Genomic DNA, 15,513 nt, shown 5'->3' with positions numbered 1-15,513 from the left:
GTGCTGCTCGACATGCAGGGCCCGCTCGGCCCCGGCGGCTCGCACCCCGCGCTGCTCACGGACGCCGCGGACGCGGGGTGATCCAAACGACAGGCCCTAGCCGCGAGTTGTTTGTGGCTGGTCGTGCAGTTCCCCGCGCCGCTGGGGGGCGCGAGGCAGGCGGAGTTCGAACAGTGCTCCGCCTGCCGGAGCCTGGTGGGCCGTGAGTGATCCCCCGTGGCGTAGTGCGATGTCGCGGGCGATGGCGAGGCCCAGGCCGGCTCCGCCGTCGTCGCGGCTGCGGGACTCGTCGAGGCGTACGAACCGTTCGAAGACCCGCTCCCGCTGGTCCTCGGGAATCCCCTCCCCGTCGTCGGCGACCGTCAGCACGGTCCAGGTCCCGTCCGTGCGCAGCTCGACCGCGACCCGCTCCCCGGCGTGCCGCTGCGCGTTGTCCAGCAGATTCGCCAGCAGCCGCGCCACCTGCCCCCGGGATCCGGTCACCTCGACATCGTCGGCGTCGACCGTGACACCGGGCCGCCGCTCGACCGCCTCCCGGGCAAGCACGCCGAGGCCGAAACGCGCGTCCCCCGGCCGCTCCCCCGCGTCCAGCCGGGCCAGCAACAGCAGGTCGGCGGCGAGCCGTTGCAGCCGTACGGTGTCCTCCACCGCCCCCGCCACATCCAGCAGCTCCGGGTGTGCGGCGCCCACTTCGAGCTGGGTGCGCAGGGAGGCGATGGGGCTGCGGAGTTCGTGCGAGGCGTCGGCGACGAACCGCCGCTGCCGGTCCACGGACGTCTCCAGGGCGGCCAGCGTCTCGTTGGTCGTCCGGGCCAGCCGAGCCACCTCGTCCTGCGTGTCCGGCACGGGCACGCGCCGCGCGAGGTCCGCCGAGGCGGTGATGGCGGCCATCTCGCGCCGGATGCCCTCCACGGGCCGCAGGGCACGCCGGGTCACCAGCCAGGTCACCGTGCCGACCGTCACCAGGAGCAGCGGCAGCCCGATCAGCATGGCCGTCAACGCGGTCCCGACGGCGCCCTGTTCGGCGGAGAGCGGGGCGCCCGCGTACACGGTCAGGGTGACGTCCCGGGGCGTGGTCACCTCGACGGCCGCGAACCGGTAGTCCTCGGTGTCCCCGTCGACGGTGGCGGTGCCCCGGGTGTACCGCACTTCTTCGGAGATCTGCCCGACCGCGGGGTCGTCGTCGTCCTTGCCGTGATCGTCGTCATCGTCCTCGGTACCCGCGTCGCCACTGGGCCGCACGACGGTCACGCCCGTCCCGCTGACTCCGTCCAGGTCCTCACTCGCGGCCACCAGCCGTCCCCGCTCGTCGGCGACCTGGACCGGGTGCTCCTCGTCGTCCGCCCACGCCAGCTCCCCGTACGCGATCCCCGCCGCCAGTTGCGAGGCGACCCGGCGGGCGGCGGAGTCGGCCTGCGCGTCCGCCTGGTCGACCAGGTTGGCACGCAGGGACAGCAGTACGGCGGCACCGGCGGCGACCAGGGCGACGGCCACGACGAGGGTGGCGCCGAGCGTCGCCTTGGCCCGTACGGACCCGAAGAGGCGACCGGGGTGACCGGGGCGGTCGCGGCGGCTCACCTCGCCTCCAGCCGGTACCCGGCGCCGCGCACGGTCCGGATCAGCTCGGCGCCGAGCTTGCGGCGCAGGGTGCTGACGTACACCTCGACGATGTTGGGGTCGCCGTCGTACGCGAAGTCCCAGACGTGTTCGAGGATCTCGGCCTTGGAGACCACCTCCCCGGGCCGCAGCACGAGCTGCTCGAGTACGGAGAACTCCTTGGTGGTGAGGGCGACTTCCGCGTCGCCGTTGAAGACGCGCCGGGCGGCGGTGTCGACCTTGAGCCGGCCGAGGATGCGGACGGGCGAGGCACCGGCCTGCCCGCGCCGGCGCAGCAGCGCCTTGATCCGGGCGACCAGCACCACGTACGAGAAGGGCTTGGTCAGGTAGTCGTCGGCGCCGGTGTCGAGCCCCTCGGCCTCGTCGTACTCGCCGTCCTTGGCGGTGAGCATGAGGATCGGCACGTCGTGGCCGGCGGCGCGGAGGGTGGCGCAGACGCGGTAGCCGTTCATGCCGGGCAGCATGATGTCGAGGACGACGAGGTCGTACGTCCCTTCCGTGGCGCGGTGCAGCCCTTCGAGCCCGTCGTGGACGACGTCCACGGCGTAGCCCTCGGCCGTCAGGCCCTTGGCGAGCGACAGGGCCAGCCGCTTCTCGTCCTCCACGATCAACAGGCGCATGAGCCAAGGGTGGCAAACCGATCCTGAAGAACCCTTCAGCCGGCTTCAGGCTGCCTTCAGCGTCGGTCGCGCAGATTGATCCGAGTCGACAGCGAAACGACTCGGGAGGAACCCACATGAAGCGCAACATCGTCATCGCCACCGTCGCCGCCGCGGCCCTGATCGGGGGCGGTACCGCGACGGCACTGGCGGTCACGGCGGACGGCGGGTCGCCGACGCGGCAGTCGACCGCGCGGGCGGCGGAGGACGCGGCGCGCGTGGTTCTCGTACGTGATGACCGCGCCGACAGCGACCGTGACGAAGACTCCGATGCCTCCGACGACTCGGTGCGGGTGACGTCGATCGAGGTGACGGCCTCCGACGCCATCGCCGCCGCGCTGCGGCACGCGCCGGGGACGGCCGTGTCGGCGGAACTCGACGACCACAAGGGCGCCGTGGTCTGGGACGTCGCCGTCCTGGCCGTGGACGACACCTGGCACAGCGTCCGGGTCGATCTGAGCACGGGGCGGGTCCTCGGTTCGCACGTGGAGCACGAGGACGGCACCGCCGAGGTACGGGCCGCGCTGAAGGGCGCGTCGACGACCGCGGCCCAGGCGGCGCGGGCCGCCGCCGCGAAGGGCGTGGTCACCTCGGTCGACCTGGAGGACGACGGCGGCCGGGCCCCCGCATGGGAGGCGGAGACCCGGACGTCGCAGGGCGTGGAACGGGAGTGGCGGGTGGACCTGGGCACGGGCAAGGTGACGGCGGTTCAGTCGGACGACGACTGACCACACCGCTCCCGGCGGGGGCGCGGAACTCGCCCCGTCAGCCCTCCGTCAGCCCCTCCACCAGCGAGTCGGCCGCCCGGTAAGGATCCAGCTCTCCCGCCACGATCCGCTCCGCGAGTGCGCTGAGGCGGCGGTCGCCGTGCAGGTCCCCGATCCGCTCCCGTAGGGCCGTGACGGCGATCGTCTCGACCTCCTGTGAGGCGCGGGCGAGGCGGCGCGAGGCGAGGACGCCGTGCTCCTCCATCCACGCCCGGTGCTTCTCCAGGGCCTCGACGACCTCGTCGATGCCCTCGCCCCGGGCTGCGACCGTCTTGACGATGGGGGGACGCCAGTCGCCGGGGCTCCGGGACTCGCCGAGGCCGAGCATGTGGTTCAACTCACGGGCGGTGGCGTCGGCGCCGTCACGGTCGGCCTTGTTGACCACGTACACGTCGCCGATCTCCAGGATTCCGGCCTTGGCCGCCTGGATGCCGTCGCCCATGCCGGGGGCAAGGAGAACGACCGAGGTGTCGGCCTGGGAGGCGATCTCGACCTCCGACTGGCCCACGCCCACCGTCTCCACCAGGATCACGTCGCAGCCCGCCGCGTCGAGGACGCGGATGGCCTGGGGTGCCGCCCAGGCGAGTCCGCCGAGGTGGCCGCGCGTCGCCATCGAGCGGATGTACACCCCGGGGTCCGACGCGTGCTCGGACATGCGGACGCGGTCGCCCAGCAGCGCGCCCCCGGAGAACGGGGACGACGGGTCGACGGCCAGGACGCCGACCCGCTTCCCCTGCCGCCGGTAGGCGGTCACCAGCCCCGAGGTCGACGTCGACTTGCCGACACCCGGCGACCCGGTGAGCCCGACGACGTACGCCCCGCCGGCCAGCGGAGCCAGCGCCGCCATGACCTCGCGCAGCTGCGGGGACGCCCCCTCCACCAGGGAGATCAGCCGGGCCACTGCCCGCGGCCGGCCTTCCCTGGCCTGGGCCACCAGTGAGGAGACGTCCTGCATCACAGCTCCGTTCCGAGTAGATCCGAGTAGAGACGTAACAGCCGTACGGAAGAACAGCCGTACAGAAGGACTCAGGCCTTGGGTACCCGCACGATCAGCGCGTCACCCTGCCCGCCGCCACCGCACAGCGCCGCCGCACCGACTCCGCCACCGCGCCGCTTCAGCTCGAGGGCGAGGTGCAGTACGAGCCGGGCGCCCGACATTCCGATCGGGTGACCGAGGGCGATGGCGCCACCGTTGACGTTCACCCTTTCCGTGGATACACCGAGGTCCTTCATTGACTGCACCGCGACCGCGGCGAACGCTTCGTTGATCTCGATGAGGTCGAGGTCCTCGACCTCGAGTCCCTCCTTCTTCAGGGCGTGCTGGATGGCGTTCGAGGGCTGGGACTGGAGGGAGTTGTCCGGTCCGGCGACGTTGCCGTGCGCGCCGATCTCGGCGATCCAGTCGAGGCCGAGTTCCTGCGCCTTCGCCTTGCTCATGACCACGACGGCGGCGGCGCCGTCCGAGATCTGCGAGGACGTACCGGCCGTGATGGTGCCGTCCTTGGTGAACGCGGGGCGCAGTTTGCCGAGCGACTCCACCGTGGTCTCGGCGCGGATGCCCTCGTCCTGGCTGAAGACGACCGGCTCACCACGCCGCTGCGGAATCTCGATCGGCGTGATCTCCGCCTCGAAGATTCCGTTCTTCTGCGCGGCGGCCGCACGCTGGTGCGACAGGGCCGCGATCTCGTCCTGCTCGGGGCGGGCGATGCCGAGGCGGGTGTTGTGCTTCTCGGTCGACTCACCCATGGCGATGTTCTCGAAGGCGTCCGTGAGACCGTCGTACGCCATGGCGTCGAGCATCTCGATGGCGCCGTACTTGAATCCCTCGCGGGATTTCGGGAGCAGGTGCGGCGCGTTCGTCATGGATTCCTGGCCGCCCGCGACGACGACGTCGAATTCACCGGCTCGGATCAACTGGTCCGCCAGCGCGATCGCGTCGAGGCCGGACAGACACACCTTGTTGATGGTGAGCGCCGGAACGCTCATCGGGATGCCCGCCTTGACGGCTGCCTGTCGTGCCGGGATCTGCCCTGCGCCGGCCTGCAGCACCTGACCCATGATCACGTACTGCACCTGGTCGCCACCGATACCCGCACGGTCGAGGGCGGACTTGATCGCGAAGCCACCGAGGTCGGCTCCGGAGAAGCTCTTCAGTGAGCCGAGCAACCGTCCCATCGGGGTGCGAGCACCCGCGACGATCACCGAGGTCGTGCTGTTCGTTCCAGACATGTGGTGCGATCCCCTTTCAGCCTGCACAGCTGAGGAGTGAACGAGGGTTTACTTGAATGTACTGAGCGGTAGGCCACCCGTCATCCGGCGGTCAGTGTGATCGCGCGCACGTTGCGTAACCGCCGCGGGAGCGCTCCACTAACACCATGCTGACGCGAATCGACCACATCGGGATCGCCTGCTTCGACCTCGACAAGACAGTCGAGTTCTACCGGGCGACATACGGCTTCGAGGTCCACCACTCCGAGGTGAACGAAGAGCAGGGCGTGCGCGAGGCCATGCTCAAGATCAATGAGACGTCCGACGGCGGCGCCTCCTACCTCCAGCTCCTGGAGCCGACGCGGGAAGATTCCGCCGTCGGGAAGTGGCTGGCGAAGAATGGTGAGGGTGTCCATCACATCGCCTTCGGCACGGCGGACGTCGACGCCGACGCCACCGACATCAGGGACAAAGGCGTACGAGTCCTCTATGACGAGCCCCGACGCGGCTCCATGGGCTCCCGAATCACCTTCCTTCACCCGAAGGATTGCCACGGTGTCCTGACAGAACTGGTCACTTCGGCGGCTGTTGAGTCACCTGAGCACTGACCTCCGTATATCTGGGCCGGTAGGGTTGGGGACGACCGCTGCCATTTCGGGGCGGCGCCGGGGCCTGTCCGGTGACAGGCCCCGAGGTCATGCCGTCCTCGCGGCGGCTTGACCAAGGGCCGGGGTCCAGGTTTCGGGGGACGAGCGTCGGGGCGACAGCCCGTGCTGCGCTGCTGATCTGACACCATTCCCCGGGGGCACCGTTCGGCGGATGGACGGGGCTCGTTTGGAGAGACTTGCGACCAGGGGACGGATGGGACCGCGCAGTGCGGGGCTACGAACGCCAGGAGCGAGAGCCGGCGGCTGACGTCGACCACCTCTCTCGGTTCGAGGCCGAGATGGAGCGGCTGAAGACCGAGCGGGAAAAGGCGATCCAGCACGCCGAGGACCTCGGCTACCAGGTCGAGGTGCTGCGCGCCAAGCTGCACGAGGCGCGGCGCAGTCTGGCGACCCGGCCTGCCTACGAGAGCGGCGGCGACCTCGGCTATCAGGCCGAGCAGCTGCTCCGTAATGCCCAGATGCAGGCCGACCAGCTGCGCGCCGATGCCGAGCGCGAGATGAGTCAGGCCCGTGCGCAGACGCAGCGCATCCTGCAGGAGCACGCCGAGAAGGCCGCCCGGCTGCAGGCCGAGCTGCACACCGAGGCGGTCACGCGGCGCCAGCAGCTCGATCAGGAGCTGGCCGAGCGCCGCCAGACCGTCGAGTCGCACGTCAACGAGAACGTGGCGTGGGCCGAGCAACTGCGCGCCCGCAGCGAGCAGCAGGCGCGCCGGCTCCTGGAGGAGTCGCGCACCGAGGCCGACCAGGCGCTGAGCGCCGCCCGCACCGAGGCCGAGCGGATCGCCGCCGAGGCCCGTCAGCGGCTCACGACCGACGCCGAGTCGGCCCGCGCGGAGGCCGAGGCACTGCTGCGCCGGGCCCGCACGGACGCCGAGCGGCTGCTGAACGCCGCGTCCACGCAGGCCCAGGAAGCCACCGACCACGCCGAGCAGCTGCGCAGCTCCACGGCGACCGAGTCGGATTCCGCCCGCCGCCAGGCCACCGAGCTGAGCCGGGCCGCCGAGCAGCGCATGACGGAGGCCGAGGGAGCGCTGCGCGAGGCGCGGTCCGAGGCGGACAAGCTCGTGGCCGAGGCGAAGGAGGCCGCGGCCAAGGCCCTCTCCAGCGCGGAGTCGGCGAACGAGCAGCGCACCCGTACGGCGAAGGAGCAGGTCGCCCGGCTGGTCAGCGAGGCCAACCAGGAGGCCGAGAACACCAAGTCGGAGGCCGAGCAGGTCGTCGCCGACGCGCGTACCAAGGCCGAGCAGATCGTCGCGGAGGCCGAGGAGACCGCCCGCAGCCTCACCGCCGAGGAGACGGCGTCCCAGCTGGCCAAGGCGGCCCGTACCGCCGAGGACGTACTGAACAAGGCGTCCGACGAGGCCAAGGCGACCACGAAGGCGGCGGCCGAGGAGGCCGAGCGGATCCGCACCGAGGCGGAGACCGAGGCGGACCGGCTGCGCGCCGAGGCGCACGACATCGCCGAGCAGCTCAAGGGCACGGCGAAGGACGACACCAAGGAGTACCGGGCCAAGACGGTCGAGCTGCAGGAGGAGGCGCGCCGGCTGCGCGGCGACGCCGAGCAGCTGCGCGCCGACGCGGTGGCCGAGGGCGAGCGCATTCGCGCCGAGGCCCGGCGTGAGGCCGTACAGCAGATCGAGGAAGCGGCCAAGACCGCTGAGGAACTGCTCGCGAAGGCCAAGGCGGACGCGGACGAACTGCGCGCCACCGCCACCAGCGACAGTGAGCGCGTTCGCACCGAGGCCATCGAGCGGGCGACCACGTTGCGCCGCCAGGCCGAGGAGACCCTGGAGCGCACCCGCAAGGAGGCCGAGCGCAATCGCGCCGAGGCCGTCGAGCTGGCCGACACGATCAAGGCGGAGGCCGAGCGGGCCTCCGAGGGGATGCGCGAGGAGACCGAGCGGGCCATAGCGGCCCGCCGGGCGGATGCCGCCGAGGAGCTGACCCGGCTGCACACCGAGGCCGAGCAGCGGCTCGCCTCGGCCGAGCAGGCGCTCAGCGACGCGCGGGCGGAGGCCGAGCGGATCCGCCGCGAGGCCGCCGAGGAGACGGACCGGCTGCGCGGCGAGGCCGCCGAGCGGCTGCGCACGCTCCAGGCGCAGGCCGAGGCGGAGGCCGAGCGGCTGCGCGACGAGGCCGCCGCGGACGCGTCCGCCTCGCGGGCCGAGGGCGAGTCCATCGCCGTACGACTGCGTTCGGAGGCCGCGGCGGAGGCCGAGCGGCTGAAGTCGGAGGCCCAGGACAGCGCCGATCGGGTACGGGCGGAGGCGCAGGCCGCGGCCGAGCGGCTGGCGTCCGAGGGTGCCGAGACGCTGGCCGCCGCCCAGGAGGAGGCTGTCCGGCGTCGCCGCGAGGCCGAGGAGCTCCTCGGTTCGGCACGCCAGGAGGCCGGCCAGGAGCGTGAGCGGGCCCGCGAGCAGAGCGAGGAACTCCTCGCGTCCGCCCGCAACCGCGTGGAGGAGGCCCAGACCGAGGCCGTACGGCTGGTCGAGGAGGCCGACCGGCGCGCCACCGAGATGGTCTCGAACGCCGAGCAGACCGCGCAGCAGGTGCGTGACTCCGTGGCCGGGCTGCACGAGCAGGCCCAGGACGAGATCACGGGCCTGCGCAGCGCCGCCGAGCACGCCGCGGACCGTACCCGCACCGAGGCGCAGGAGGAAGCGGACCGGGTCCGCGCCGACGCGTACGCGGAGCGGGAGCGGGCGTCCGAGGACGCGGGCCGCATTCGGCGCCAGGCCGCCGCGGAGACGGAAGCCGCCAAGTCCCTTGCGGAGCGCACGGTTTCGGAGGCGATCGCCGAGTCCGAGCGGCTGCGCTCGGACGCCGCCGAGCACGCCCAGCGGATCCGGACCGAGGCGTCGGACACGATCGCGGGCGCCGAGCAGGACGCCTCGCGCACCCGCGCGGAGGCCCGGGAGGACGCGAACCGGATCCGTTCGGACGCGGCCACGCAGGTGGACACACTCATCAACGAGGCGCGTTCCGAGGCCGAGCGGCTCACCACGGAGACGAACGCGGAGGCCGAGCGGGTCCGCGCGGAATCCGTGGCCACGGCGGACCAGTTGGTCTCGGACGCGACCGGGGAGGCCGAGCGGCTGCGCGCCGAGGCCGCCGAGACGGTCGGTTCCGCGCAGCAGCACGCCGAGCGGATCCGCAGCGAGTCCGAGCGGCTCAAGTCCGAGGCGGAGTCGGAGGCCGAGCGGCTCACGTCGGCCGCGCGCGAGGAAGCGGACCGGACGCTGGACGCGGCACGCCAGGAGGCCAACAAACGGCGCTCCGAGGCGGCCGAGCAGGTCGACACGCTCATCACGGAGACGGCGTCCGAGGCCGACAAGCTGCTCGCCGAGGCGCAGCAGTCCGCGCAGAAGACCACGGCGGACGCCGAGGCGCAGGCCGACTCGATGGTCGGCGCCGCGCGCAACGAGGCCGAGCGGCTGGTCTCCGAAGCGACCATCGAGGGCAACTCCCTCGTGGAGCGGTCCCGTACGGACGCGGACGAGCTGCTGGTCGGCGCGCGCCGGGACGCGACGGCCATCAGGGAGCGCGCGGAGGAGCTGCGGGACCGGATCACCGGCGAGATCGAGGAGCTGCACGAGCGGGCCCGCCGTGAGTCGGCGGAGACGATGAAGACGGCCGGCGAGCGCTGCGACGCGCTCGTGAAGGCTGCCGAGGACCAGCTCGCCGAGGCCGAGGCGAAGGCGAAGGACCTGGTTTCGGAGGCCAACTCCGAAGCGAGCAAGGTCCGGATCGCCGCCGTCAGGAAGGCCGAGGGTCTCCTCAAGGAGGCCGAGCAGAAGAAGACATCGCTCGTCGCCGAGGCGACGGAGATCAAGGCCGAGGCCATCCGTGAGGCGCGGCGCGCGGTCGAGGAGGGCAAGCGCGAGCTCGAGGTGCTGGTCCGCCGGCGCGAGGACATCAACGCGGAGATTTCCCGTGTCCAGGACGTCCTGGAGGCTTTGGAGTCCTTTGAGGCCCCCACCGGTAACAAGGACGGTGGGGTCAAGGCGGGCGCTGCCGTCGGCGCGACTCGTTCGAGTGGAAAGTCGTCAGAGGGCTAGCCAGAAGTGCCAATTCCGTGCTTCACGAGGGCCTTTGACACAGGCTCTGGCAAGTCCTCCGACAGTTAGCCACCCAAAAGGAGTCTCATTCTCCAGATCAAACACGCATCCGCTCGATGACTCGCCGCTTTGACCCCTAGGATTCCCCCTATCACCTCACCGGTCTCATTCGACAGGAACCCCATGAGCGACACTTCCCCCTACGGCTTCGAGCTTGTGCGGCGTGGGTACGACCGCGCTCAGGTGGACGAACGCATTTCGAAGCTCGTCTCCGACCGTGACAGCGCTCTGGCCCGTATCACTGCTCTGGAAAAGCGCATCGAGGAACTCCACCTCGAGACGCAGAACGCCCAGGCCCAGGTCAGCGACGCAGAGCCGTCGTATGCGGGTCTCGGCGCGCGCGTCGAGAAGATCCTCCGCCTCGCCGAGGAGGAGGCGAAGGACCTGCGCGAGGAGGCCCGTCGCGCGTCCGAGCAGCACCGTGAGCTCGCCGAGTCGGCGGCCCAGCAGGTACGCAACGACGCAGAATCGTTCGCTGCGGACCGCAAGGCCAAGGCGGAGGACGAGGGCGTCCGGATCGTCGAGAAGGCCAAGAGCGACGCCTCGCAGCTGCGCCAGGAGGCGCAGAAGGACGCGCAGTCCAAGCGCGAGGAGGCGGACGCCCTCTTCGAGGAGACCCGCGCGAAGGCCGCCCAGGCCGCCGCCGACTTCGAGACGAACCTCGCCAAGCGTCGCGAGCAGTCCGAGCGCGACCTGGCGTCGCGTCAGGCCAAGGCCGAGAAGCGCCTCGCGGAGATCGAGCACCGCGCGGAGCAGCTGCGCCTGGAGGCCGAGAAGCTGCGCACGGACGCCGAGCGTCGCGCCCGCCAGACGGTGGAGACGGCTCAGCGCCAGGCCGAGGACATCGTGGCCGACGCGAACGCCAAGGCCGACCGCATCCGCTCGGAATCCGAGCGCGAGCTGGCGGCGCTGACGAACCGTCGCGACTCGATCAACGCCCAGCTGACGAACGTCCGCGAGATGCTCGCCACGCTCACGGGCGCCGCGGTGGCCGCCACGACCGCCCCGGCCGAGGACGAGCCGATCTCCCGCGGGGTTCCGGCCCAGCAGACCCGGTAAGTTCCTGGTATCGACTCCGGCCCGCACCCTGCTTCTCGGGGGTGCGGGCCGTTGCCATGTATACGAGGCTGAGGTGGGCGCGGGCATGGTGTCACAGCCCCAACGGCGCGGCACTCGGCAACGGCGAACACGCGGCAGGCCAGACCCGTTCAAGTGGCACAGCCAAAGGGCCCGTCTTAGCGTTGCCGCATGATCGAGCTCGAGGGGCTGACCAAACGATACGGCGAGAAGGTGGCGGTCAACCATCTGACCTTCGCCGTCAGACCCGGCATCGTGACCGGCTTCCTCGGACCGAACGGCGCCGGCAAGTCCACGACCATGCGCATGATCCTCGGTCTCGATCACCCCAGCACCGGCGACGTACGGATCGACGGACAGCACTACGACCACCTCAAGGACCCGCTGAAGTACATCGGCGCCTTGCTCGACGCCAAGGCCATGCACGGCGGCCGCAGCGCCTTCAGTCACCTGCTCTGCCTCGCCCAGAGCAACGGCATCCCCAAAGCGCGGGTGCACGAGGTCCTCGACACGGTGGGCCTCACCTCGGTCGCGAGGCAGAAGGCCAAGGGCTTCTCGCTCGGTATGGGCCAGCGTCTGGGCATCGCGGGCGCGCTGCTCGGCGACCCGCGGATCCTGATGTTCGACGAGCCGGTCAACGGCCTCGACCCCGAGGGCATCCACTGGATCCGCAACCTCATGAAATCCCTTGCCGCCCAGGGCCGTACCGTCTTCGTCTCCTCCCATCTGATGAGCGAGATGGCGCTGACCGCCGACCACATCGTCGTCATCGGCCAGGGACGGCTCCTCGCCGACACCTCCATGGCCGACTTCATCCAGCAGAACTCCCGGTCGTACGTCCGTATCCGCTCCCCCCAGCGCGAACGGCTGCTCGACGTGCTGCACGGGGCGGGCATCACGGTCGTCGAGGCGGGCGGCGAAACGCTCGAAGTGGACGGCTCGAAGTCCGAGCGCATCGGCGAGCTGGCCGCGCAGCACCAGATCGTGCTGCACGAACTCAGTCCGCAACAGGCCTCCCTGGAGGAGGCGTTCATGCAGCTGACAGCGGAGTCGGTGGAGTACCACGCGCACGCGGACACCCACGTCCGACCGGCTCCGGGCCCGGTCTGGGGCGGCGAATGGAAGAAGGGCGACTGACCATGGCCGCGACGCAGGTCCTCAGGTCCGAGTGGACCAAGATCCGGTCCGTCGCGTCCACCGTCTGGACGCTCGGTCTCGCCGCGGTCGTCACGATCGCCCTGGGCATCCTGATCTCGCTGCTGTCGAAGAACGAGTTCGACAGCATGAGCGTGAACGACCGGCTCTCCTTCGACCCGACGTTCATCAGCTTCGCGGGGATGAGCCTCGGTCAGCTCGCGATGATCGTCTTCGGGGTGCTCGTCGTCGGCAACGAGTACAGCACCGGAATGATCCGCACCTCGCTCGCCGCGGTTCCGCAGCGCGGCACCTTCCTCTTCAGCAAGATCGCCGTCGCGGCGGGCCTCGCCTTCGTGGTCGGCATCATCACCAGCTTCGTCACCTTCTTCCTCGGCCAGGCCATGCTCGGCCCGCACAAGGCGTCGATCGGTGACCCCGGCGTGCTGCGCGCGGTGATCGGCGGCGGGCTCTATATGACGCTCATCGCCGTTTTCTCGATGGGCGTCGCGGCGATGTTGCGCAGTCCGATGCTCTCGCTCGGCATCCTGATGCCGTTCTTCTTCCTGATCTCCAACATCCTCGGCGCCGTTTCCGCGACCAAAAAGGTCGGCCGTTATCTGCCCGACCAGGCCGGCAGCAAGATCATGCAAGTGGTGACCCCGATCGACGACGACACTCCGTACGGGCCATGGGGCGGTCTCGCGATCATGGCGCTATGGGTGATCGCGGCTCTCATCGGGGGGTACGCGCTACTCAAGAAACGGGACGCGTGATGCCGGAGAAGATCTGACAGGTTTCCATTTTTCGCCCCTCGGGATTCCGTTTCACCCTCCGACCAGCCACGACGCGCACCTGCCAAAGCACGTGCGTGACCTGCGTTTTTTTACTTTCTCTTGAGTGGAACCGTCAGCGCCCCGATATCCTCCTAAGCCTTACGGGGGCGTGTGCCCCGACGTCCTGAACCTTTCGATGGGTGCGGAGCATGATCGAGGCAGTCGGCCTGACGAAGCGCTACGGCGCCAAGACGGCCGTGTACAACCTTTCCTTCCAGGTGCGGCCGGGCGCCGTCACCGGCTTCCTCGGGCCCAACGGCTCGGGCAAGTCGACCACGATGCGGATGATCCTCGGCCTCGACAACCCGACCTCGGGGCAGGTCACGATCGGCGGCTTCCCGTACCGCAAGCTGCCCAACGCGCCCCGCCAGGTCGGTGCCCTCCTCGACGCCAAGGCCGTGCACGGCGGCCGGCACGCCCGCAACCACCTGCTCTGCCTCGCCCAGCTCTCGGGCATCCCGGCCCGCCGCGTGGACGAGGTCCTCGGAGTCGTCGGCCTGCAGGACGTGGCCAAGAAGCGCTCCAAGGGCTTCTCGCTCGGCATGGGACAGCGGCTCGGCATCGCGGCGGCGCTGCTCGGCGACCCGCAGGTGCTGCTCTTCGACGAGCCGGTCAACGGCCTCGACCCCGAGGGCATCCTCTGGGTCCGCAACCTGATGAAGGCACTCGCGGCGGAGGGACGTACGGTCTTCGTCTCCTCGCACCTGATGAGCGAGATGGCGGTGACCGCCGACCACCTGATCGTGATCGGCCGCGGGCAGCTGCTCGCCGACCAGAACATCAAGGACTTCATCTCGCACAACTCGGCCGACTTCGCCCGGGTCCGCACCCCGGACACCGAGCCGCAGCAGCGCGAGAAGCTCACCGCCGCGCTGACCGAGGCCGGCGGCCAGGTACTGCCCGAGCAGGACGGCGCCCTCCGTGTCACCGGCCTGCCGCTGGCGCGCATCAGCGACCTCGCGCACTCCTCCGACGTACGCCTGTGGGAGCTGTCGCCGCACCAGGCCTCGCTGGAGGAGGCGTACATGCGGATGACGCAGGGCGCCGTCGACTACCGCTCGACGACCGACCAGCGGGCCGGACTCCAGCAGGAGCTGCCGCCGGGCGCCATACCGCCGCCGCAGATGCCGGTGCCGGGCCAGGGCCAGCCCGGCTGGTACGCCCCGCCGCCGCCCCAGCAGGGCGGGCAGCCGTTCGCGATGCCGCAGGGAGGGCCCCAGGCGGGCCCGTACGGCGCTCCGGGCGTCCCGGTGGCTCCGGGTGGCCCGGGCGGTCCGGGTGCGGCTCAGCCCGGCCCGTACGGTGCTCCGGCCGCTCCGGCCGCCCCCGGCGCCGCGGCCGTCAACCCGTACGCCCAGCCCGCCCCCCAGGCTTCCGCGGCACCCGCCGCCCCTGCCGCCCCCGACCTGACCAAGCCCGAGGACGCCCGATGAGCACGCCCCAGCCCCCGATGCCGCAGCAGGCCGCCGCCGCACCCAACTGGCAGGCGGCGCCCGGCACTTCGTACACCTCGCCGATCCCGGTCACCCGCACCCACCTCGGTCACGCGCTCAGCTCCGAGTGGACGAAGATCAAGTCGGTGCGCTCCACGATGTGGACGCTCGGCATCTTCCTGCTCCTGGTGATCGGCATCGGGTTCCTGGTCGCGGCGCAGACCCAGGACTCCGACTTCAGCGACGTGCCGTACACGGTCCCGGCCTTCTTCGGGCTGATCCTCGGGCAGATCTGCCTGATCACCCTGGGCGTCCTCGTGGTCTCGTCCGAGTACGGCACGGGCATGATCCGGACCACGTTCACGGCCTCGCCGCAGCGGCACCGGGTACTCGCCGCCAAGCTGATCATCTTCTTCGCGGTCGCGTATGTCGTCTCGGCGTTCGCCATCGGCCTGGTCGGCCTGGTGACCGCGGGACTGCACGACAGCTCCTCGCCGGTCTCGTGGGGCGGCTCGGTGATCAAGGGCGCGCTGTACGTCTCGCTGCTCGGGGTTCTCTCGCTCGCGGTGGGCTCGATGCTGCGGCACTCGGCGGGCGCGATCACCACGATGCTCGGTGTCGTCCTGGTGCCCGCGATCCTGCCCGAGTTCCTGCTGCTGACCGACAGCATGCGCAGCATCGGCGAGAAGATGCTGGACTACAACGCGCCCAGTTCCCTCGCCACGATCTTCCAGCTCGACGGTGAGAGCGGGGGCGGCGGCGCGCAACTGGGCCTGCTCGTCGGGGTGACGGCGGCGGCGATCGCCGGCGCGTTCCTGCTGCTGGAGCGCCGGGACGTGTGAAGTCGCAGAGACAAGTCGCCCAGGGCCTGTCCGGCGGATCAGGCCGGAGGGAGGCAACGGTGCCTCATAAGCACAGGCGAGCGGGGCTTGGTGCGTCCAGCTGCAAGGCGGAGGAGGGCGTCGACGCGATGGGGGTCCCCCCGCTCGAGCGAAG

12 protein-coding genes are annotated in these 15,513 nt (G+C 70.9%); 8 read left to right on the top strand and 4 right to left on the bottom strand.

What is annotated here, in order from left to right; translation table 11 throughout:
- Positions 1-96: 96 nt before the first annotated feature.
- Positions 97-1,578, bottom strand: coding sequence for a HAMP domain-containing sensor histidine kinase (locus tag AB0D57_RS45150; RefSeq protein WP_362088200.1), 1,482 nt, complete (start codon positions 1,576-1,578; stop codon positions 97-99).
- Positions 1,575-2,237 carry a response regulator transcription factor gene (locus AB0D57_RS45145; protein ID WP_362088198.1) on the bottom strand — a complete coding sequence of 221 codons (663 nt, stop codon included), beginning with the start codon at positions 2,235-2,237 and terminating at the stop codon, positions 1,575-1,577. Before AB0D57_RS45145 ends, AB0D57_RS45150 begins: the two co-directional genes overlap by 4 nt.
- Positions 2,238-2,353: 116 nt before the next feature.
- Between AB0D57_RS45145 and AB0D57_RS45140 the strand changes: the two genes are divergently transcribed.
- On the top strand, positions 2,354-3,004 hold the full coding sequence (locus tag AB0D57_RS45140; RefSeq protein WP_362088196.1) for a PepSY domain-containing protein: 651 nt from the start codon (positions 2,354-2,356) through the stop codon (positions 3,002-3,004).
- A gap of 37 nt (positions 3,005-3,041) precedes the next feature.
- Here AB0D57_RS45140 and meaB read toward each other — a convergent pair whose 3' ends face one another.
- Together meaB and AB0D57_RS45130 are read right to left on the bottom strand one after the other, a co-directional pair.
- Positions 3,042-3,998 carry a methylmalonyl Co-A mutase-associated GTPase MeaB gene (gene meaB / locus AB0D57_RS45135; RefSeq protein ID WP_362088194.1) on the bottom strand — a complete coding sequence of 319 codons (957 nt, stop codon included), beginning with the start codon at positions 3,996-3,998 and terminating at the stop codon, positions 3,042-3,044.
- 71 nt (positions 3,999-4,069) lie between these two features.
- Complete coding sequence (locus tag AB0D57_RS45130) at positions 4,070-5,272, bottom strand: acetyl-CoA C-acetyltransferase (RefSeq protein WP_362088191.1); 1,203 nt, start codon at positions 5,270-5,272, stop codon at positions 4,070-4,072.
- Between the two features lie 146 nt (positions 5,273-5,418).
- Here AB0D57_RS45130 and mce point away from each other — a divergent pair, with 146 nt between their 5' ends.
- The 7 genes from mce (at position 5,419) to AB0D57_RS45095 (ending at position 15,359) form a co-directional block, all read left to right on the top strand.
- Positions 5,419-5,859, top strand: coding sequence for a methylmalonyl-CoA epimerase (mce, locus tag AB0D57_RS45125; protein WP_362088189.1), 441 nt, complete (start codon positions 5,419-5,421; stop codon positions 5,857-5,859).
- A gap of 266 nt (positions 5,860-6,125) precedes the next feature.
- On the top strand, positions 6,126-9,977 hold the full coding sequence (scy, locus tag AB0D57_RS45120; RefSeq protein WP_362088184.1) for a polarized growth protein Scy: 3,852 nt from the start codon (positions 6,126-6,128) through the stop codon (positions 9,975-9,977).
- A 183-nt stretch (positions 9,978-10,160) separates the two neighbouring features.
- Positions 10,161-11,096, top strand: a complete 936-nt coding sequence (locus tag AB0D57_RS45115) for a cellulose-binding protein (protein WP_362088182.1) — start codon at positions 10,161-10,163, stop codon at positions 11,094-11,096.
- Positions 11,097-11,285: 189 nt separating this feature from the next.
- Entirely contained in the window at positions 11,286-12,251 is a 966-nt protein-coding gene (locus AB0D57_RS45110; RefSeq protein ID WP_362088180.1) for an ABC transporter ATP-binding protein, read from the top strand.
- Between the two features lie 2 nt (positions 12,252-12,253).
- The gene (locus tag AB0D57_RS45105) at positions 12,254-13,024 is read left to right on the top strand and encodes an ABC transporter permease (protein WP_362088178.1); all 771 of its coding nucleotides are present in this window, start codon (positions 12,254-12,256) and stop codon (positions 13,022-13,024) included.
- A 209-nt stretch (positions 13,025-13,233) separates the two neighbouring features.
- Entirely contained in the window at positions 13,234-14,517 is a 1,284-nt protein-coding gene (locus tag AB0D57_RS45100) for an ABC transporter ATP-binding protein (protein WP_362088175.1), read from the top strand.
- Entirely contained in the window at positions 14,514-15,359 is an 846-nt protein-coding gene (locus tag AB0D57_RS45095; RefSeq protein ID WP_362088173.1) for an ABC transporter permease, read from the top strand. The genes AB0D57_RS45100 and AB0D57_RS45095 overlap by 4 nt, the downstream gene beginning before the upstream one ends.
- Positions 15,360-15,513 lie beyond the last annotated feature (154 nt).

It is taken from the genome of Streptomyces sp. NPDC048275, from assembly GCF_040652275.1.
Classification (GTDB): domain Bacteria; phylum Actinomycetota; class Actinomycetes; order Streptomycetales; family Streptomycetaceae; genus Streptomyces.
Note: the sequence above shows the minus strand (reverse complement) of the source record. Positions and strands in the feature narration are given on the sequence as shown.